Source organism: Limosilactobacillus albertensis (assembly GCF_014145555.1).
GTDB lineage: Bacteria > Bacillota > Bacilli > Lactobacillales > Lactobacillaceae > Limosilactobacillus > Limosilactobacillus albertensis.
In genome coordinates this window covers 52,903-75,870 of record NZ_JACIVD010000078.1, presented here as the reverse complement: position 1 = coordinate 75,870, position 22,968 = coordinate 52,903, and the positions used below count along the sequence as shown (strand labels likewise).

The following is a 22,968-nucleotide window of genomic DNA, read 5'->3' as shown; positions in this document are numbered from 1 at the left end:
GCTATTTCTAGCATGAGCTTTTTCTTCTGCTTCGAGTTTGTTGCTATGAATCTGTTAAGCCACTATATCCATTGCATTACGTTGTTAAGTCGTTGCAATAAACCATCTTCAAATTAACCACAACTCTCCGCATAGCTTATCTTATCCGTTCAACGTTTTATTAATCTTCTTTCCGACGCTTCTTTCCAGCAGCCAAAAGTCCGGTTAATCCTAATGCAGCTAATCCAAGAGCTGCTGCAGAACTGCTGTTTTCGTTACCAGTTTGTGGTAGCTTCTTAGCTTCTTGCTTAGCAGCTGGCGTTGCCTTGGCAGGTGTTGCTGCCTTTGGCGCAGCTGGTGCTTCAGGCGCTGCCGGTTGAGCTGGCGTCTCGGCTGGACGTGCTGGTTCAGCTGGTGTTTCTGGTTCTGGAGTTACCGGTGTTTGTGGCGTAACCGGTGTTGGCGTCGTGTAAACAACTGGGGTATCAACAGTTGGGTGATCAGGTGTTACTGTTGTAACATTTGGTGTCATTCCCGGAACTGAAGGTACTGGTTCGTTTGGTACAACCTTAGTTGGGTCTGTTGGGTCATTAGTGTATGGCACAACTGGAACATTTGGAATCCGGTTACCGCTTGGATCAACCGGTACAATGTTTCCAACCTTCGTGTAGGTTACCGTATCTTCAATATTCTGTTGAACTGCTTCCTTAGCTGGAACGTTAGCCTTGTCCGCAACGTAACCATTGATTACCGGAACCTTCACTTCATTGTAGCTGGCCTTGTCAGAAGTCCAGTTCTCGTTCGGGTTGAGGATTTGACCAGTAACCTTGTCGATGATTAATGTCCGCGTCCATGTAGAAGTTTGAACATTGTCATCACGCATCTTGTTACCGTTGTTATCTACAAAGTGAACAGTTGAAGTGTAGTCCTTGCTGTAGTTGTCCTTTGCAGGCCACTTTGGACCTTCTGGGTAGCCTGGGTTAACTGGTGTACCTGGTTCTTCTGGGTTCTTAGGACCAACTGGAGCATGACCATGCTTCAAGACAACCGTGAAGACTTGGTTTTGATCCGCGTTATCATCAAAGGTTGCGCCGGCTGGGAAGCCATCAGTTACGAGAACGTAACCACGGGCTTCGAGCTGCTTGATTTGATCAGCAGTACTGTAGTTAATTACACTGCCAGCCTTACCAGTCAAGTTACCAGAAGTTGCGATTTGCGCGTTGTTGTTATCTTGGTCAACGTAGTTAACAACCGCAATTTGGTCAACTGCCGGCTTTGGATTTACCGTATTTGGAGTGTACTTAACCGGTGTATCAACACCTGGATCAGTAGGTGTTACCGTTGGTACTTCTGGAGTGTAATTAGGAATTGTTGGTACCGGTTCATCTGGCGTTACCTTAGTTGGATCCGTTGGATCGGTTGGGTATTGTGGCGTTGGTACATTTGGAATTGGCTTTCCTGTTGGATCAACTGGCACAATCTTACCATTTGGTACATAGGTCACCGTAGCTTCTTGGTCTTCCATAGTTACCTTTTGACCATCAACCTGTGCCCGGTCGGCGTGGTAGCCTTCAACAACTGGAGTTGCTACATTGCTGTAGCTGTCCTTGTTGCTTACCCATTCGGTTGAACTGATGATCTTACCAGTTACATTGTCAACCGTAATAGCACGAGTCCATTGCGCATTTTGAACGTTATCAGCTGGGTTGTTGCTTCCTGCACCAACGTAGTGGACAGTAAACTTAACGTCCTTGCTGTAATCAACATCTTCGTTTGTAACCTTTGGTCCCTCTGGGTAGTTAGGGTTGATTGGTTCACCCGGTGTACCAGGCTTATCTGGCTTGAAGGTGGTTGTACCGTGCTTCAAGACAACCGTGTAAGTTTGCGTAGTATTGTCATCATTGTCAAAGACTGCGCCGGCTGGGAAACCGTTACTTACAAGAACGTAGCCTTGGTCTTCAAGCTGCTTGATCGTTGCAGCAGTGCTGTAGTCGATTAGGCTGCCCGGCTTACCAGTTAAGTTACCAGAAGTTGCGATTTGCGCGTTGTTGTTATCTTGATCAACATAGTTAACAACAGCGTTTTGGTCGTTAACAACTGGAGTGTAGTGAACTGGTGTATCCTTACCAGGATCAGTAGGAGTTACCGTTGGTACCTCTGGAACAAAGCCTGGAATTGATGGTACTGGTTCATCTGGTGTTACCTTAGCTGGGTTCTCTGGATCAGTTGGGTACTGTGGTGTTGGTACGTTTGGAATTGGCTTGCCTGTTGGGTCAACTGGCACGATCTTACCATTCTTAGCGTACTGAACAGTAACCGTGTAATTATCATTTTCGTGAGTAAGCGTTACACCCTTAACATTGACGCCATCGCCGTCACGATCAACGTTAACTACGTGGTAGCCTTCAACAACTGGGGTCTTAACGCCAGCAACAGATTGACTGCCGCTCCAAGTTAATGGAGTTACCCATTGACCGGTTACCTTATCAAGAACACCTTCAGCAGTGAAGTTAACAGTTTGTTCAACTGGATCACTGATCTTGTTGCCATTTTCATCAACGTATTGAACAGTCCGGGTAACATTCTTCGTTACTTGGTCGGAACCTTGTGGGTACTTAGGACCTTCTGGATCGTTAGGGTTGATTGGCTGACCTGGCTTACCTGGTTCATTAGGGTTAACTGGTTGTGTACCATGACGGAATGTAACAGTGAAGACTTGATCGTGACCCTTGTCATTATCAAAGGCTGCATCTGCTGGGAAGCCATCATTTACAAGGACATAACCCTTGTCAGTAAGGCTCTTAATTGTGTCAGCAGTGCTGTAGTTGATCTTGTCACCAGGTTGACCACTTAAGTTACCAGAGTTGGCAATTTCTTCATTGTTAGTCAAGTCAATGTAACGAACTTGAGCGTTTTGAGTATTGTCAACTGGTGTGTACTTAACCGGTGTATCCTTAGTTGGTACTTCTGGCGTTACTGTTGGTGTTTCTGGAGTGTAACCAGGAATTGTTGGTACCGGCTCATTTGGTGTTACCTTCGTCGGATCTGTTGGATCGTTAGGGTATTCTGGAGTTGGTACATTTGGAATTGGCTTACCTGTTGGATCAACAGGAATAATCTTACCAACCTTCTTGTAAACAACTTCTGTTACAACGTTTGGATTATCAGTAGTTGCTGTTAATCCACCAGCAGTCTTAACTGTAGCAACGTAACCGTCAATTACTGGAACGTCGATTACGCCAAACTTGTGACTAGTTTCCTTCCATGATCCTTCAGTAATTGTCTTACCAGTGAAGGCATCAACAACATCTGGAGTCCGGACAAATTCGCTTGTTTGAACATTGTTTTCACGAAGCGTGTTGCCATTTTCATCAACAAATTTAATTGTTTGTGATGCTGGAATGTTTTGTCCGTGTTCGTTAGTAGTTCCGTTTGGTGCGTAGTTTACGTATACATCGTAACTTGAGTCATCGTGAGTAAGTGATACGCCCTTAACGTTAGTACCATCAGCATCACGAGTTACGAAAGTTACATGCATTCCGTTAACAGCAGGTGATTGAACACCCTTTACATCTTGAGCAGGAGTCCAAGTTAATTCACCTGGGCCAGTAATCTTACCGTCAGCAACTGTTACCAACTTACCAGTAACATTATCAACAGTTCCATTAGCAGTGAAGCTTACTGTTTGGTTAACTGGTTCAGCAACTTGCTTTCCATCTTGGGTGTTCACAAAGTAGATAGTCCGTGTTACGTCCTTTTGAAGGTCAGTCTTGTTGTAACCTGCACCTGGGTGATCTGGGTTTACTGGACTAGTAGTGTGAGTCAAGTGAACTGTGAAGTTGTGAGTTCCTTCAACAGAGAATGTGTAACCATCTTTAGGGAAGTCATCACTTACTAATGCATATCCGTGTGATTCGTAGTTAGCAATCTTACCAGCAGTTGAGTAGTCACTCTTCTTACCATCAAGACCATTTAAGGAATCACTGTCAAGAACCGTGTTAGTTACATCATCAATGTAAGTTACAGTTGCTTGAACGTTTTGACGGTATGTTACAGGAGTATCTACTGTTGGTACACCTGGTGTTACTGTTGGTACATCTGGAGTGTAACCAGGTACTGATGGAACTGGTTCATCAGGAGTTACCTTCGTTGGGTTTTGTGGATCATTAGGGTAATCCGGTGTTGGTGCACCTGGAATTGGCTTACCTGTTGGATCTACCGGAATAATCTTACCAACTTTCTTGTAAACAACCTTGTCAGCAACATCTAGATTATCAATAGTTGCAGTCATTCCACCAGCAACAGTCCGGTCAGTTACGTAACCAGGAATTACCGGAACATTAACTGTCTTGTAAGTATGACTAGTACCAGTTGTCCACGTACCTTCTGTAACGTTACCTTCTGGATCAGTTACATCTGGTGTCCGTACAAAGGTAAAGTCAAGTGTTGATGGAACATGAAGAACATTACCAGCTTCATCTACAAATGTAACAGTTTGTGTTGATAGAAGGTTCTTGGCACCGTCTTGGTGAGTACCATTTGATGCATAGTAAACATTTACAATGATGTTACCACTTTGCGCATTAACAGTTGTCTTTGCAACGTTGTTACCATCACGTTGATCAGCAGGAGTTACATTAGTTACATGCATACCCTTAACTGCTGGTGATTCAACAGCATCAAAGTCATGGTTAGCAGCGTTCCAAGTTAATTCACCAGCACCAGTAATCTTACCATCTACAACAGTAACTAACTTATGAGTTACGTTATCAACAGTACCATTAGCGATAAAGTCAAATGATTGAGCAACTTGTTGAGCAACAACATTACCTTGACCATCTAAGTAGTTGATTGTCCGGGTAACAGTCTTCTTCAAGTCAGTTGCACTGTAACCTGCACCTGGGTGATCTGGGTTTACTGGTGAAGTTGTGTGTGTCAAGTGAACAGTGAAGTCATGAGTTCCTTCAACAGAGAATGTGTAACCACCTTTAGGGAAGTTATCGCTTACTACCTTGTAGCCTTGAGCTTCGTATCCGTCAATTGAACTCTTCGTTGAGTAATCACTCTTAACACCTTCAAGACCACTTAATGAATCAGTCTTAAGAGACTCACCAGTTACATCATCAATGTAAGTTACTGTTGCGTTAACAGTTTGACTGTACTTAACTGGTGTGTTCTTACCAGGATCAGTTGGCGTAACAGTTGGTACTTCTGGAGTTAATCCAGGAATTGATGGTACTGGTTCATTAGGCGTTACCTTCGATGGATCAGTTGGATCGGTTGGGTATTGTGGTGTTGGTACGTTTGGAATTGGCTTGCCAGTTGGGTCAACTGGAATGATGTTACCATTCTTGGCGTACTTAACCGTTACCGTGTAACTGTCATTTTCATGAGTAAGTGTTACACCCTTAACGTTATTACCTTCACCGTCACGGTCAACACTTACTAGGTGGTAACCTTCAACAACTGGTGACTTAACACCGTTGACAGTTTGGGAACCGCTCCAAGTTAATGGTGTTACCCATTGACCAGTTACCTTGTCAAGGACACCTTCAGCAGTGAAGTTGACTGGTTGTTCAACTGAATCGCTAACCTTATTACCATTTTCGTCCACGTATTGGATTGTCCGCGTAACATTCTTTGTTACTTGGTCAGAACCTTGTGGGTACTTAGGACCTTCCGGATCGTTAGGGTTGATTGGTTGTCCTGGTTTACCCGGTTCATTAGGGTTAACTGGTTGTGTACCATGACGGAATGTAACAGTGAAGGCTTGATCGTGACCCTTGTCATTATCAAAGGCTGCATCTGCTGGGAAACCATCATTTACAAGAACGTAACCTTTGTCAGTAAGACTCTTAATTGTGTCAGCGGTACTGTAATTAATCTTGTCACCAGGTTGACCACTTAAGTTACCAGAGTTGGCAAGTTCTTTATTATCAGTTAAGTCAATGTAACGAACCTGAGCGTTTTGAGTATTGTCAACTGGTGTGTACTTAACCGGTGTATCCTTACCAGGATCAGTAGGTGTTACCGTTGGTACCTCTGGAGTGTAACCAGGAATTGATGGTACTGGTTCATCAGGTGTTACCTTAGCTGGGTTCTCTGGATCAGTTGGGTACTGTGGTGTTGGTACGTTTGGAATTGGCTTGCCAGTTGGGTCAACCGGAATGATCTTACCATTCTTAGCGTACTTAACCGTTACCGTGTAACTGTCATTTTCATGAGTAAGTGTTACACCCTTAACGTTGTTACCTTCACCATCACGATCAACACTTACTAAGTGGTAGCCTTCAATAACTGGTGACTTAACACCGTTGACAGTTTGGGAACCACTCCAAGTTAATGGTGTCTTCCATTGACCGGTTACTTTATCAAGAACCCCTTCAGCAGTGAAGTTAACTGGTTGTTCAACTGAGTTTCTTAATTGGTTGCCATTTTCATCTACATATTGGATTGTCCGCGTAACATTCTTAGTTACTTGGTCAGAACCTTGTGGGTACTTAGGACCTTCTGGATCGTTAGGGTTAATTGGTTCACCCGGCTTACCAGGAGTAGATGGGTTAACTGGTTGAGTACCATGCTTCATTGTAATCGTGAAGTGTTGGTCAGTAGCGCCATCGCCATCGAACTTAGTACCACTAGTGAAGTCAGAGTCAACATATACATAACCCATGTTTTCAAGGGCCTTAACAGCAGCTTCATTACCAGCAAAAGTAATTGCTTCACCGTTAATACCATCAGTAGCAAACTTAGTAGTTACTCCTGAAACAACAATTTGCTTGTTGCCGTTATCTTGATCAACAATCGTCAAGTCAGCCTTTTGGATTTGGTTGTAGACAACTGGAGTGTCCTTAGTTGGAACTTCTGGTGTTACAGTAGGAACTTCTGGACGATAGCCAGGAATGTTTGGTACCGGTTCTTTTGGATTTACATCCGTTGGGTTCGATGGATCATTAGTGTACGGCTTGTTTGGTACATTTTCACCCGGCTTGTCTGGATTAGGAACCGGCGTACCATCTGGTAATTGTGGAACAATGTTACCAACCTTTTGGTAAACAACAGTTGCAACTACATTTGGATCATCAAGTGTAGCAGTTAAACCACCTGCAACAAATTTACCGTTTTGGTTAGTGTAACCAGATACCGCAACGTAACCATCAATTACCGGAACATCTTGAGTACCAAATGTATGGCTTGTACTATACCAACTACCAGTCTTAGTAATCTGATTAGTTACTTCATCAAGAGTGTCTCCACTGTAAACAAAGTCTGCACCGGTTTCTTTGATACTTGGCTTAAGCTCATTACCTTCACCATCAACGAACTTAACAGTTTGGGTAGGTGTTACTTTCTTACCATTAATTACAGTTGTACCGTTCTTAGCGTAAGTTACAGTAACAGTGATGTTTTGGCTATCCTTAGTTAAACCGGTAATTGCAGCAACGTTGTCACCATCAGCATGTGATGAAACGTTAGATACGTGGTAACCATTTTCTGCTGGTGAAGTTACCCCTTCAAATGAAGTCTTGTCGCTAGTCCAAGTAATTTCTGGAGTTGCAGTGTCATCAGTATTAATTACCCACTTGCCATCTTCTTGCTTAGCATTTACTAACTTACCAGTAATCTTGTCAACATAGGCAGTACCAGTAAATGTAGCAGTTTGCTTAGCGTTAGCTGGAACATTACCAGTGAAGTCAGTGCCATCAGCATTGACATAGCTAACAGTTAAGTTAACCTTCTTTGTCAATTGATCTGGTTGAGCTTCCTTTGGTGTGTTCTTTGGCACATCAGTTGGTGGCGTAGTTGGTGTTACTGGTTGTACACCGTGCTTAAGGATAACTTGGTAAGTCTTACCATTATTTTCCTTAGTAAAGTCTGCACCAGCTTTACCAGTGAAGCCATCACTTACAAGAACATATCCTTGGCCCTCAAGTGATTTAATCTCATCAGCAGTTGTGTAAGTAAGCTTTTCACCAAGCTTACCATCTACTGAATCTGTATGAAGAACCGCATTGTTGTCATCTTGGTCAATATATTGAACCTTAAGACTAGCTTCATTAGCGTGGTAAACAACTGGAGTATCCTTAGTTGGTACTTCTGGTGTTACTGATGGAACTTCTGGAGTATACGTACCAGTTGGATCTTTAGGTGTAGGTTCATCTGGAGTTACCGCAGTTGGGTCGGTTGGATCATTAGTGTATGGAACGTCTGGTACATTCGGTACAGGCTTACCATCTGGTAATTGTGGAACAATCTTACCAACCTTCTTGTAAACAACCTTGAATACTCGGTTACGCTTTGCATCAGTTGCATCGTAAGCAGTAGTGAATCCACCTGCAACAACCTTGTCATTATCATCACGAGTGAAGCCCTTAACAGCAACGTAACCATTAACTGTTGGAACATCTTCACTGCTAAAGTCGTGACTTACAGCAAGCCACTTACCAGTAGCAATTTTCTTACCAGTTTCCTTGTCGTAAGTGTCACCAGTGTAAACAAATGTGAAGTTTTGGTTCTTAGTTTCACTTAATTCATTATCATTTTCATCAACGTACTTAACAACTTGTGAAGCCTTAACTTCTTGATGATTCTTAATTTCAGTATCGTTCTTAGCGTAAGTTACAGTAACAGTGACGTCCTGGCTATCCTTAGTTAAGCCAGTGATTGCAGCAACATTGTCACCATCTGCATGACTTGACACATTAGATACGTGGTAACCTTCTTCAGTTGGTGAAGTTACCCCTTCAAATGAAGTCTTGTCGCTAGTCCAAGTAATTTCTGGAGTTGCAGTGTCATCAGTATTAATTACCCACTTGCCGTTTTCTTGCTTAGCATTTACTAACTTACCAGTAATCTTGTCAACATAAGCAGTACCAGTAAATGTAGCAGTTTGCTTAGCGTTAGCTGGAACATTACCAGTGAAGTCAGTGCCATCAGCATTGACATAGCTAACAGTTAAGTTAACCTTCTTTGTCAATTGATCTGGTTGAGCTTCCTTTGGTGTGTTCTTTGGTACATCAGTTGGTGGTGTAGTTGGTGTTACTGGTTGTACACCGTGCTTCATGTGAACAGTAACTGTAATGTTCTTATTTGCTTCAACCTTATCAGGAAGAGTACCTTCAGTACGTACATATACATAACCTTGTTTTTCAAGATCAGAAATGTTCGTTTCAGGGTTGTAAGTTACAGGGGTATCTGCTGCTGCATCACCAGAGTTGAAACCAACGTTTGGAATAGTAGTGTTGGTAGTGTCATCGTGGAAGATAACTGAAACAGTACCTTGGTCCTTAACGTAAGGAACCTTAACATCTTCGCCTGGGTTGCCTGGAACTGGGCTAACTGGTTCGCCTGGCTTGCCATCTTGTGGGTGGTAACCTGGAACAGTTGGCTTTTCACCAGGGTTACCCTTCGTTGGATCTGTTGGATCGTTAGGGAACTGTGGTTGTGGTGCGTTTGGAATTGGGTCACCAGTAGTTGGGTCAACTGGAATAATGTGACCAAGTGGCTTGTAGGTAACTTCAGTGTAGATGTTACTTTGAGTTACAGCAGTTGCAGGAACGTTTGCCTTATTAGCATAGTAGCCATTAACAACCGGTGTATTTACTTGGTCGTAGTTAGTCTTTGCACCCTTAGCAATTGCCCATTCAGTATCGTATTGGCCATTAGGAACTAATTCTTTAGTTACTTCGTCAAGAGTAAGCGTACGAGTCCACTTAGAAGTTTGAACATTGTCGGCTGGTGCTTTAGCCTTACCATCTTCAACGATGTAATGAACAGTTTCATTAACATCCTTTGTAAGTTGCTTTGGATCTACACCATGAGGATTATCAGGTGTTACTGGAACTTCATTGTGGTCGTAATATACGTTAACAGTGTCCTGTTTAGGAGTGTTTTCGTTTACTGTTTCGGCACTTACAGTTGCTGCAGATTGACCATCTTCAAAGCGTGGAGCCTTGTAGCCACTCTTAGTTAAGTCTGGGGAAGTTACAGCATCAAATGAGCCATCAACATGCCAAGTATTGTCGATTGTGTATGACGTACCATCCTCACTAACAGTACCGATACCCTTTACGTTACCTTGATCATCAACAATTTGAGTTTGGTAAAGTGTTGCAGATTGGTTAACTGGGTTGCCTGCAATCAAGTTTGCAGGAATCTTTTCACTAGTCTTACCGTCCAAGTAGTTGATAGTCCGGTTAACGGTTCTTTCATTTACCCGCTTAGTGCTGTAAGTAATCTTGTCGTAAACAACATTAACATTTAAGTTATTATCCTTACTATTATCTACTTGGTACGAAGAAACAGCACCCTTACCAGCGTTGTAGTTACCTGGGTTTACATTGTTAAAGCGGTAATCTACACCATCATGTTGAATGGTTGGCTTTTCAGCAGTTTCAGCAAATGTGTAGTTTTCGCCGCTTTGAGCTTTACCACCGTCAACTGAGTAAGTCCAAGTTAATTTACCGTTTTGATCCTTAATTGAACCATCATTATTCAAGTTAACAAGGTTACCAGTAACCGTATCAACATAACCAGAACCACTAAATACAACTGTTGAAGTTACAGAATCAGCAATCTTGTTGCCCTTAGCATCAACATAGTTAATAGTACGAGTTGATGTCTTTTGAAGGTCATTCTTAGTGTACTTGTCAGTTGGGTTTTCTGGGTTAACTGGCTTAGTACCGTGTACCAAGTGAACAGTGAAGCTTTGATCACTATTAGGATCTGTATCGTAGTTACCAAAGTTAGCTGCATCGTAATCAGTAGTTGACAAAATGTTGCCCTTAGCATCACTTACAACACTAACGAACTTGTAACCATTATCTAAGTAACCTTGAACAGCTGCTTTACCACCAACAAAGCTAATTGGTGTATTTTCATCGCCTTGAGCGTTAAGAGTGCCTAAAGTCTTGCCAGTAGTATCATCAACAATCTTCAAGTTAGCCTTTTCTTCAGCATTCTTAACAAGGTTAACTGTTACATTAATATTCTTGTCGGTGTGGTTAACTGTAACATTCTTAACAGCACCAGTACTATCAACATTATCAGTAGTTACGTTTTTATCACCTTGTTGTGCCGAAACAGAGTCTACGTGGTAACCGGCAAGTACAGGTACACCGTAACCGTTAAGAGTTCCAGATTCTGGAGTCCAAGTAAGGCTACCTTTTTCTACCTGTCCGTTTTCGACAAGTATCTTACCATCAACAACATCTACTAATTGCTTAAGAACCTTATCCCAGTGACCTGTTGCTGAGAAGTCAACACTTTCAGTCTTGCTTGGCAATTGATCAGAAGGTTGACCATTTACAGTGTAGTTAACTATCCGTGTTACAGTTGCTTGAACCTTTTGACCATGAGGATTGTCTTTATTAACATCTTCAAGACCATGCTTTAAGTAAACTGTAAAGCTTTGATCGGTCTTGGTGTCAGAATCAAAGTTACCAAAATTGATATCGCTATAGCTCTTAGTTGTTAATGCGCTATCTGGATTAGCATCATTGATTGCTTTTTCAAAGACATAGCCATTCTTAATATAGTTTTCTACATCTGTAGCAGGGTTAACATTACCATTAGCAAAATTGATTGCTTGATCAGTTTGACCTGCTGTGTCGTAAGTCTTTAATGTCTTTCCAGTAGTACTATCAACAATCTTTAGATTAGCTTTTTGATTAACTTCACGGTAAACAACATACAAGTTACCATCTTTGTAAGTGTTGTAGAAATTGCCACTCTTAAAGTCATTTTGAGTATTTGCAAAAGCCTTTGAGTTGTTGATTTTACCATCTTTAACAACTTGTGAAGTATTGCTGATTGAAGCTAATTGCGCAGCAGTTGCTAACTTGTATAAGCCACCATCAAGCGATGTTACTTCATTACCATTACTGTCCTTACCTGAAATAGTAGATGGGGCAGTATAACCTTGGAAATAGTAGTGACCGTCGCTACCTTTAACAATAGTTCCCTTAACGTTCTTCCAGTTAACACTGTCTCCATCAGAAACATAGTTACCATTAGAATCACGAATTGGAATTACTGCACCATTAGCATCAAGTTTTGGCGTACCATCAGCATTACGTTCAACTGCAACTAATTGATCGGTTGCATTATCTTTGTATAATTGTTGGCTTTGTGCATTATTACCTTGCGCACTTTGAACGTATGGATTTGCGATTTCACGCATTTGTGTTGGGTCAGTTTCAACAGGATTACCATTTTCGTCTACACTTTGGACTACATAGTGAACTGTCCGTTGTTCCTTTACGGGTTGCATACTATGTCCAATTACAACAAGACGTTGTGACATATATGGTGAGAAACCTTTTACAAGATCTGAGAAAGCAGCACCGTTGTTACTGTTGACATTAGTACCTGCAGTTGAGCCACTTGGATCTACCCAAACACTACCACCAGTACTTGTCTTGGAGAATCCAGCATATGGAATGTCAAATCCATACATATTAGACCATGTTTGATCCGCAGAATTTTCAAAGTTTTGGTAGTTCTTACTTACTGATTGATTAGGATCATATTGCAAGCCGTTACTACTTAAATTAGGTGTCCAATTATTATCCTTTAATGCACTATTCCACTTAAATGCTGCCAAATCACCGAAAGCTTGGAAGTGAGCATTTTGTCCTCTACCAGCATTCATGAAAAGCAAGTTACCGTAACCATTTCTTGATGCTGGGTAACCATATTTGCTCAAAGCTGAAGATAAATCTGGTGAAGCAGGAGCCAAAATGGTTGCAGTAATATTCGCTGTTTTCTGAAGGTTAACATACTTAACATTATCAAGAATAAAGTTAATTGAATTAGATGATGGAAGAGGAATAGCAATTAACTCTGCGTTACCCTGAGTAGCGTCACTTTGTACATCTAATGTAGCATTGTTACCAACATAAATCTTTGGATCATAGTTACCATAGGAAGCAATGTTGATATCATCGTTAAGATCTGAGGAACCACGACCAGTTAAAATAACTCTTAATGTTGCGTCTTTCAAAACATTAATCTTACCATCTGCACCTAACGCAACGTAGTTATTTTGGTGATAGTCACCACCACCGTTTTTACCTTCAGAGAAGAATTGAACTGTTGACCCAGAGTCAATATTCAGTGAACTGAATCCACCCATGTCAATTGCATTACCATGTCCGTAGGTATGAACAAGAATGTTACTACCTTCACCTGAGTTAAAGGTTGCACGGTTACCAAGCATAAATGCATCTCTACCTACAAAGTTAAAGGTAGAATTTTTGCCTAAACTAAATGTATTCTTGATAGCTGAGTTTTGTTGAACCCAAGGACCAATTACATCATTACCAGTGGCATTTAATCCATTAGCGCCAGATTCACCACGACTGACATAGTTTGTAGCATCATTCGCAACACCAGTATTGCTACGTTCACTGAATACAATACCTCTACCAGTACCTACATTCATTGTAATGTGGGCATTTTCTCCAGTTACAAATGAACCGCTAGTATTTACACGAACACCGGCGTTAAGGTTATCAATTTTAACGCCATTTTGAGCGGACTTAATTTCTTCGCCACTCATATTACTATTCTTTAAGTTAATGGTTAATGTAGCATTATTACCAATATTTAACTTACCATAGTTTGTGGACTGAGTAATATTATTAAGGCCGTCAGTTACAGCACCATCTTTAAGAACAATACCATCACCAGTAGCTGTTCGCCTAATGTTTAATGTAGCATTAGCATCAACAGTTAAGTTACCAGCGTGGAAGTTTGGAACCTTTCTGTTTTGCCATTGATTTACTAAATATCCACTAGTATTGATTAAACTATATACACCATGTGGGTCTGCTGAGGCACCGGCACCAGCACCAGAAGCAGTCCTATTTGGATTTGCAAATCCTTGCAATTCTTGGCTTCCACTAGTAGCAGTATCAGTAACAGTAGAATTAACTGTCCCCTTAATAGTTACTGTACCGTCACCCAATACAGCCCCATTAAGCGTAATATCATCAAGTGTTAATTGGCCATTATTTAAAATATAATTTTGACCAAGGTTCAATACGGCACCGTCAACACCATGGATAGTGAAGTTACCATTAATGTTTAAGTTGCCATTGCTAAACCAACCAGGATTAATAGTTCCCTTAATGTTTACACCTTGAGCACCGCTAGAAATTGCACTTTGAAGGCCAGACCAGTCAGTAACTGTCTTGTAATTGCTGTATTCACTATCAGCAGCGTTAGTGTCAGCTTGTGCAGCAGCATTATCATTATTTGATTGTTGCATTGCAGCTAAACTTGCAAATACGCTTGCATAGTTGAAGTTATTTACAGCTGCTGATCTTACAGAAAATGCTTGTGTAGCTGTTGACTTAACAGCACTTGCTTGAGTGCTTGAATCAGCGGCTGATGAGCTTTGTACTGATGAAGCACTGCTGTTTTGAACAGCGTCACTAGCTACATCACTAGAAGCATTAGCAACAGCAGCGCTAACGGCAGCTTCGTAATCATTGGCTGCTTGCGCCTTAACATCACCTGCTGGATTTTGGACAGCAGCTGAAGCACTGTTGTTTTGGCTGGCAGCTGTAGCAGACTTCAAAGTAGAAGTGCTAGTTGAGTTTAATGTTAAATTATGATCAGTTTGTTCTGCTGAGTCGCTTCCAGAAGCAGAATCAGCATTTGCAGTGGTGCTATCTGCTGAGGCGGTTCCTGCAGCAAATGTCACACCAAGCAAAACAGACGCTACACCAACAGATAATTTCTTGATGGTGAAACGTTGCTTTTTGGGTTCATATTTCTTTATTTGTTCTTCCCAGTTATTATGCGATAACATAAATTTACGTCCCCCTTGTTAGGCTTTATTGTCGAATAAATAATACAAATTAACAGTGCACATAACTTGTTTACAATTACTAATATATAGTTTCTAAGGAAAAAGGCAACCCTATTTATCAAGTTATTTTCGCAAGCGTTTTACCAAAATTTGGTTAATCATTGATAAATGCTTGTCACATCAGCGTTTAGCGTTTTTGAAAAATAATACTTTTTTTAGAAGATTTTTTGAACACATGAAAAGTTTTTCATTCAACTTCTATGTAGCTTTCGCCAACTTTGCTTATCAATCATTAACTTCTCGTGTACGTTATTTATCAACACTTGCCGTTCTTTTAGAGAAATTTATCTCCCTCAATCCAATCGTATTTTTCACTCATCCCCCTATCTGTATTTAAGCAATTTTCTTGATTTATAGCTAGATAAAAAGAGCGTGAATACTCATCATTTTAACGAGTATTCACGCTCTTTAATTTCGGCATCGTACTTAAGCTAGACTCTGAGAGGGGGAATCAGTTAGTTTAATTACTTATCAGCCTTACGTTTCCTATCACGACCCGCAAAGCTAAAGATGCCTGCAAGAGAAGCAAGGCTCAAGCCAGCTAACGCACTAAGCTTGGATGAATCATTACCAGTTTGCGGTAACTTCTTCATGGCTTGCTGACTGCCGTTGTTATTCGTAGCGGCAGTATTGTCGGCACTGAGTTGACTGCTATTTGTATTCGCAGTACCGGCGTTCAGAGTGGCGTTTCCACCATTAATGCCATTTTCATTATTCATATTGTTATCTGTTTCAGCGCTATTAGCACCACTGTTCATCTCGCCATTCTCATTGCTATTACTGTTTGAGTTTGTGCCTGTAAGAACATGAACTTGAACAGTAACATCATATGTTGCACCGTCAGGGAAGATGACTTTAACTACCCCGGCATGATTACCGAGCGTATTTACATCCGGTGCTTGCTTCCAAACATACTTAGTTCCCGTTGGCATTTGATCCTTATTCTTAATTGCATCTGCTGGGTTTGGCAACTGACCTTGATTGGTTGAAATATCCTGTCCTTGCGGTGTAATGACCTTAACAGTTACCGTCACAACATCTTTTGAACCATCTGGATAAGTTACTACCGCCTTTTCAGAATGCGTACCATCGTTTTTGACGTCCTGAGTAACCTTATTTGGATCAACCCAGTCAACCTTGGTACCGCTTGGTAAGTTATCAAGGTTCTTAATCGTAGTATTAGCACCAGGAACTTGACCATTTGGCGTTACAACCGGCTGCGTTTCTGGAATGTACTTATCAGCATCAGTTGGTTGAACACGGATCGTAACAGGTACATCAGTCTTGGTTCCATCAGGGGCAGTGACTACAACTGTCGCAGATTTATCACCAGCAGTATTTACATCTGGTGTATCTTTCCATTCGTACTTAGTGTCATCTGGCAAGTCATTCTTATTCTTAATTCCAGTACTTGGCTCTGGTAATTGACCCTTGTTAGTGGTGATTTCTTGACCAACTGGCTGGTTAGCCTGATAGCTAATCTCAACCGTCATATCAGTGCTATCTCCATTAACAGTCACTTCACCAGCATCTCCATTAACCTTGGCAGTGTAACCCTTGATTTGATTAATCGTTACCGCCGAAAGGGTTTGTGATGCCGGTTGCCATGCGTTGTAATGAGCCACACCGTTAATCTCAACCCCGTCGCGAGTAAACTTAGCGGTTTGAGTTGACGTTGTCTTTGTCCCATCAGGATTAGTTACTATGATCGTCCGGGTAACCGTGCTGTTCATGGCAGCATTATTCTTGTTATATGGCAATGGTTTAATATCATTCGTAACCTTAACAGTGACATTGACCGTGTCCTTTGAGCCATCAGGGTAGGTGACAACAACCTTTTCATCGTGATCGCCAGTCGTATTAACATCTTGAGCAACCTTATCGGGGTCAGTCCAGCTAACTGTTGTTCCAGCTGGCAAATCTTTAAGGTTCTTAATACCGTCAGCTGGATTTGGTACCCGTCCCTTTACCGTATTGATCGGCTGGGTAACTGGCGTATTTTCATCAGCATCTGTCGGTTTAGTTACATGAACCACAGTTGGCACTTCATCTTTTGAACCATCTGGATAGGTAACGACAACAACGGCTGGCTTGTTCCCTGGTGTGGTCGTATCAACCGGCGTCTTCCAGCTATATTTGGTACCTTGTGGAAGGTCGCCCTTATTCTTGATACCATCAGCCGGATTTGGCGTTTCACCTGATTTAACCGTAACAACAGCCGGTTCTGGAGTGTACTTGTCGGCATCACTTGTAACGTTGACGTAAACCGGAACAACATCCTTTGAACCATCATCGTAAGTTACCGTGACTGATTGCATTGTTAAGCCAGCAGTCATGGTTGACGGCGTGCCATTAGTCCAAGTGTAGCTCTTGACGTTCGTGAGTTCGTTCTTATTGACAATTCCTTCACTCGCCTTGTTAGCTAAGTTTTCACCAAGCGTTGCATCAATCGTGCCGCCCCGTGGATCATTCTTGTCAGCATCCGTCTTTTCTGGTGTTGGCGTTGCTGGGTTCTTAACCGTAATAACTACCGGCACAGTGTCCTTTGAGCCATCAGGGTAAGTGACAACAACGACCGCTGGCTGTTTACCAACTTTATTTGTGTCAGGAGTGGTTTCCCAAGTATAAGTCGTATTCTTTGGCAAATCAGATCCATTAGTGATGGCAGTTGAAGCATCTGGCACCTTTGCACCCTTATTAACCGCGATATTTTGGCCTTTAGGAGTGTACTTATCGGCATCGGTTGGGTTGACATGAACGGTTGTCGGCACTTCATCTTTCGACCCATCAGGATAGGTAACAACAATGACAGCTGGCTTATCGCCCGATGTAGTCGTGTCAACTGGGGTCTTCCAGCTATACTTAGTGTCTTGTGGAAGGTCGCCCTTATTTGCGATTCCTTCGCTAGCAGCAGGAAGCTTTTCACCTTTATTGACTGTAACTACTTGCCCTTCTGGATCATACTTGTCCGCGTCAGTCTTATCTGGTGTTGGGGTCGTTGGTTCAGTAACAATTACCGTTGTCGGAACCTGATCTTGTGAGCCGTCTGGGTAGGTAACATTAATGACTACTGGTTGTTCTCCTACCTTAGATGGATCTGGCGCAACATTCCAGGTGTACTTAGTGCCTGCTGGTAAGTCGGTCTTATTCTTGATACCAGCTGCTGGATCAGGAACTGGATCGCCCTGCTTAATCGTAATTTGTTGTCCTTCTGGCGTATACTTATTAGCATCATCAGTGATATGAACCATTACCGGCACATCATCAACGGACCCATCAGGATAAGTTACGGAAACAATTCCGTTTCGTTCTCCAACCACATTAGTATCAGGGGCATCTTTCCAAGTGTACTTAGTGCCTGCTGGTAATTCAGTCTTATTAACGATTGCATCGGCAGCATCGCCGTCAGTCAACTTGTGACCCTTGTTGACCGTAATATTGCCGCCTTCTGCCGTGTACTTAGTAGCATCGGTTGGGTTGTAGTTGATTGTAACAGTTGTGTCCTTTGTTTCCACCGTGACAGTTACTGCCGGAACATCTGCTGTTTCTGGAACGTAACCAGCAAACTCAGGAGCGGTGAAGTTTTCCCATACATCGCTTGTCCCTGGTTTAATAGTCCAATCACCATAGCTAAGCGTTCCACCAGTGACCGCGTTGACCGTCTTAGAACGTTGGAATTGAACATTCTGGGTGGTTACATTTTCTTTACCGGTGTAAGGGTTATTAACGATAATCTTCCGAGTAATCGTCTTAAACATATCGTCTGTAGTACCTTCATCCCCAGGGTTAATAACTTTAGTACCATCAGTAACCTTAACTGTAATTGTCGGGTGGTCAACCGAACCATCATTATAAGTTACGGTAACAGGGATTGTGTAATCACCGCTCTTTGTTGGCTTAATTGTTACTTTCCCGGTCGTCGGATCAATCGTTGCCCCAGCGGCAGGATCAACTGAGCCTAGGCTGAACCTCTTGACCGGAACATTTGCTACAGGAACAGTCTGACCGTTCTTAGTAAAGCTTGGGGTGGCGGTAATCGGGTTATTAACTGTTGTTGAAACAGGTGAATAGTTTGGTTCGTAGGTATCGCTATCCTTAACTGTTGGTGCTGGTTCATTAACTGTCAAATCAACCTTAACCGTGTCTTGTGAACCATCGGGATAAGTAACCGTGATTCCAACACCCTTATAAGTACCTGGTGTTTGAACGTCAGTCTTAACTTGGTCAGGGTCAGTCCAAGCAACACTAGGCGCTGGAGTCCCAAGGTCATTGAGATTAGCAATCCCATTCTTAGCAGCGGGAACAGTCCCCTGATCAGTTGTTACCGGTTTACCTTGCGGAGTGTACTTATCGGCGTCTGTTTGGGGGTTAGTGACATGGATTGTTACCGGCACTTCATCTTTTGAACCGTCTGGATACGTTACGACAACTACTGCTGGCTTATCGCCTGGAGCGGTTGTGTCAGGAGTATTCTTCCAAGTGTACTTAGTGCCAGCTGGTAAGTCGGTCTTATTCTTGATGCCGGCTGTCGGGTCTGGAGTTTCACCCTTCTTAACAGTGACATCTTGACCTTCTGGGGTGTATTTCTCGGCATCTGTCCGATTATCAATGACCGTCAGTTTAATCGCAACAGTATCTTTGGAGCCATCATTATACGTGACAGTAATATCTTCATTGTAAGTTCCCGCGGTTTTAACATCGTTTGCTACCTGGGCTTCATCACTCCAGGAAATCTTTTGAACATTAGTTAATAGGTTGGCGTTCTCAATTCCCTTTTCTGCTGCTGGAACTTGATTCAAGTCAGTCGTAATGTTCTGGCCTACTGGATCATTCTTTTCGGCATCTGTCTTATCCGCAATGACAGTAAGCCCGTCTTGAACTGGGGCTAAATCAAGATAAGTATTATTTCCATTGGCATCCTTATCATTAAAGATAATCCGAATGGCAAGATCTTGTTTACCGACTGTATTCGTGTCCGTTCCTGGCACTAATTCATAATTGATTGCCTTGATTGAACTAGGAAGTGTATCAAGCGCACTATTATCAACTAATGATTTAAGCTGCGCTGAATCCGGAGTACTACCCTTGCTTATCGTCAGGCTTGCATTTTCTTTAAGAACTGCACCCGCCAATGTAGTAGAAACATTAGAATTTACCTTATAGTTTGCCGTAAAGATCCCCAGCTTAACTGGCAATGTGTCTTCGGAAAATGTAATTGTAATGTTGCCAGCCTTTGAAACAGATAAGGTTGCTGGTGAAGTTACCGTTGAAAATTCGCCATTCCAGTTTACTAGGTCTGTTCCGCCTAAGTTGTTAACACCATCGATAAATTGCCCATCGTTATAGGTGAATTTTTCAGGAGTCGTATTAAGAACTGTTGAATCAGTCGAATTAGAGGTGTAAACATCAAACTCCTTAACCGCTTGATTTGCGTCAACATTCATGGATTGGGCCGTTGTTTGGTGAAGCAGCAATGGATTTGTTACAACCGCGACGGCACCATTATTGCCAAACACAATTGTGTGCGTTGCGTCTCCAACATAAATCGGTGCCACAACATTATCAATCGTCCCGTCCGAATACGTAACCTTAACCGGAATATTGTACAAGCCAACACTAGTTTGAGTTGTCGGAGCAACTGTAATCGCACCGTTACTTGAAATGCTCTTTACCCAATCTGGGGTATTAGCACCCAACGAAAACTCTACCCCGTTAGGAGCGCTAACTTCTTTATTATCAGCGTCTTTAAACAATGGCGCCTTGGTTTCAGCTTGTTGGCCCTGCTTTACTTGGGTTCCTTCATAAGTCGGCTGATATTCATTCTTTTGCTGAAGGTCGCTACCAAACGCTACGCCAGAACCGTTCCACCAGCTAAAGTGATTGATGAAACTATTTAGGGCTTGGGAAGCTTTTGATTGCCCCTCTGCCAAAGATACTTTATTCCCATCATTATCAAGGTAGTTTCCACCGCTAAAACTGGTGTACCCGGTATCAGTTGGCGCAGCAGCTAAAATCACTTCATTATTACCACGATCAGGCACATTTTCCGCATGATTCATATATTCTGAACCATAGAAATAATAATCCGTATTATTGTTGGTAAGCTTTTGGAAACTATAAGCCCAATCGCCACCTTGACTTGCATTACTCAAATACTTAATGTTCCACGTTGTCGGTTCAGCTGATCCGACAGTCCGCATCGTGATTGGTGTTACATATTCTGTATCTGCTGAATTTATTTGTAGTGAGCTCTTCCGGGGACCGGCACTATCCAAGTGGATTAAGTAACTGCCACGAGTTGTTGCGTTTGTACGTACAATATTTACTAACTTTGGATTTGTAAACTGAATCTGGTCAGTACTGCTCGTCCCCCACATTGTAATGATGCCAGGCCAGCCTTCCTGATAGTTATTGCTTGCTGCTGTCGTCGGCCACAAATCAGAGTTAGCCGAATCTTGTAAATCAAGGATACCGCCATTAACTAGCAAATGGTAGTTATTCCCCAAGCCAACATTAGGACCCATGGATAATAACGGCGAATCAGAGTGGGTAACTCCTGTCCGAATAATCGCTAACTTAGCATCCTTACCAATTTGGACAGTACTATCAGCGACATCATTCTGACCAGAATCAAGTTCAATTGGGGCATATGCACGGGAACCAGTGGTCTTCATGGTATTCATCTTAGTATTAACACTTAGTTGCGACCCATTTTGTAAATCAATATCACTAGCCTTCATGACCGCCATCGACTTACCGGCACCTAAATTCATTACTACCTGTGCATTCGGCATTAGGCGCAAAATACCCGTTGTTGCATTATCAATAGTTTGATTGCCCGCACCCGTGGTGAATGTAATTCCGGCAACATTATCAGCGGTACTTACAATATTTAATTTAGCATTAGAATCAATAAGCGCATTTCCAGCCACACTAAAGCTCGTCGCACCAGTTGCATTATTAGCAGTTGGCGTTACGGTCGTCGTTCCATCTTTAATTTCTAAGTTATTAGTTTGTACTAAAGCATTATTGTCGCTAAGCTCTCCTTTAAGAACATTATTTCCAGAGAACGTAACATTTACAGCACCGCTGCCAAAACCAGCATTAAGCGTTGTCGCGTCTACGTTAACATTCTTAAAGTTAATCGAATCTTTCGATGGATCATTTGTCTGGATACATAATAATCCATATTGTGTATTTTGCGCCTGAATATTACTTAATCCGGCAAAAGTAATATTCCAATGGTTATTATTAGTTTCTGTATTGTTAGTAAAGTAAATATACCGCGCACCCATCTTCAAGCTGTACTGGTTTTGACCATTGATGGTGACAGTGTGTGCTACTCCTTGATTAGTAATTTGATCGTAATCTGCTAAAGAATTTTGCGAATTAGGAAGCTGAGTACTCCCGTCAATATTGCCAGTCAAAGTAATGGTATTGACGTCTTTATTACCTAATGCAGTCAAAAATTCAGAATAATTGCCTACTTTAACAGTGTCATTGACCTGCGATTTATTTTCCGCAGCCGCATTTGTTACCGCGTCTTTAGTTACGACATTGCCATTATTCGTAGCAGGTGCTGGTATGGTTGCTTTTTGCTCTTTCGCTGCCTGGCCTTCACCAGCTGGAGTAGCTCCTTTAGTGGTTTTAGCATCGTTTGTAGCGTTGTTCGATCCGCTAGCCGCATTACTTGCATTCGTTTCATTTGCGCTCGCCGATGAAGTCTGCTGATTGCCGCTAGAAGTAGCATTATCATCATTACTTGTCTCCACGGCAGATGTTTGTACCCCGCTATTAATCTCAGGGTTTACGTCATCAGCCGCATAGGCGCTAAGACCCATAAAAGTAAATCCAATTAAAACAGATGCAACCCCGATAGTTAGCTTTTTTATTGCAAAACGCTGCTTTTTAGGTTCTTGCTTATAAAATTGTTCTTTCCGATTATTTTTTGATAACATTTTATTTCCCCCTCAAAAAATAAAAAAATTAATAATCATATTACAATGCTAATCATAGTCCCCGTATCAACCTTTTTAAATCAATTAATTAATGAATAAATCACAAACTTATTACGAGAGTAACGGTTACAGATTCTGAAACCTTTAAACATA

The 22,968-nt window shown here is 42.0% G+C and carries 2 protein-coding genes; both read right to left on the bottom strand.

Going from position 1 to position 22,968, the window contains the following annotated elements:
* Nucleotides 1-160: 160 nt before the first annotated feature.
* A complete protein-coding gene (locus H5S41_RS11795) occupies nucleotides 161-14,797 on the bottom strand; it encodes a mucin-binding protein (protein WP_182603456.1) in 14,637 nt (4,878 codons plus the stop codon).
* Nucleotides 14,798-15,321: 524 nt separating this feature from the next.
* The gene (locus H5S41_RS11790) at nucleotides 15,322-22,815 is read right to left on the bottom strand and encodes a Rib/alpha-like domain-containing protein (RefSeq protein WP_182603455.1); all 7,494 of its coding nucleotides are present in this window, start codon (nucleotides 22,813-22,815) and stop codon (nucleotides 15,322-15,324) included.
* Nucleotides 22,816-22,968 lie beyond the last annotated feature (153 nt).

What these genes read in the sequence shown, in the direction of transcription:
- H5S41_RS11790 (WP_182603455.1), bottom strand. Translation starts at nt 22,815, where the DNA reads ATGTTATCAAAAAATAATCGGAAAGAACAATTTTATAAGCAAGAACCT.
- H5S41_RS11795 (WP_182603456.1), bottom strand. Translation starts at nt 14,797, where the DNA reads ATGTTATCGCATAATAACTGGGAAGAACAAATAAAGAAATATGAACCC.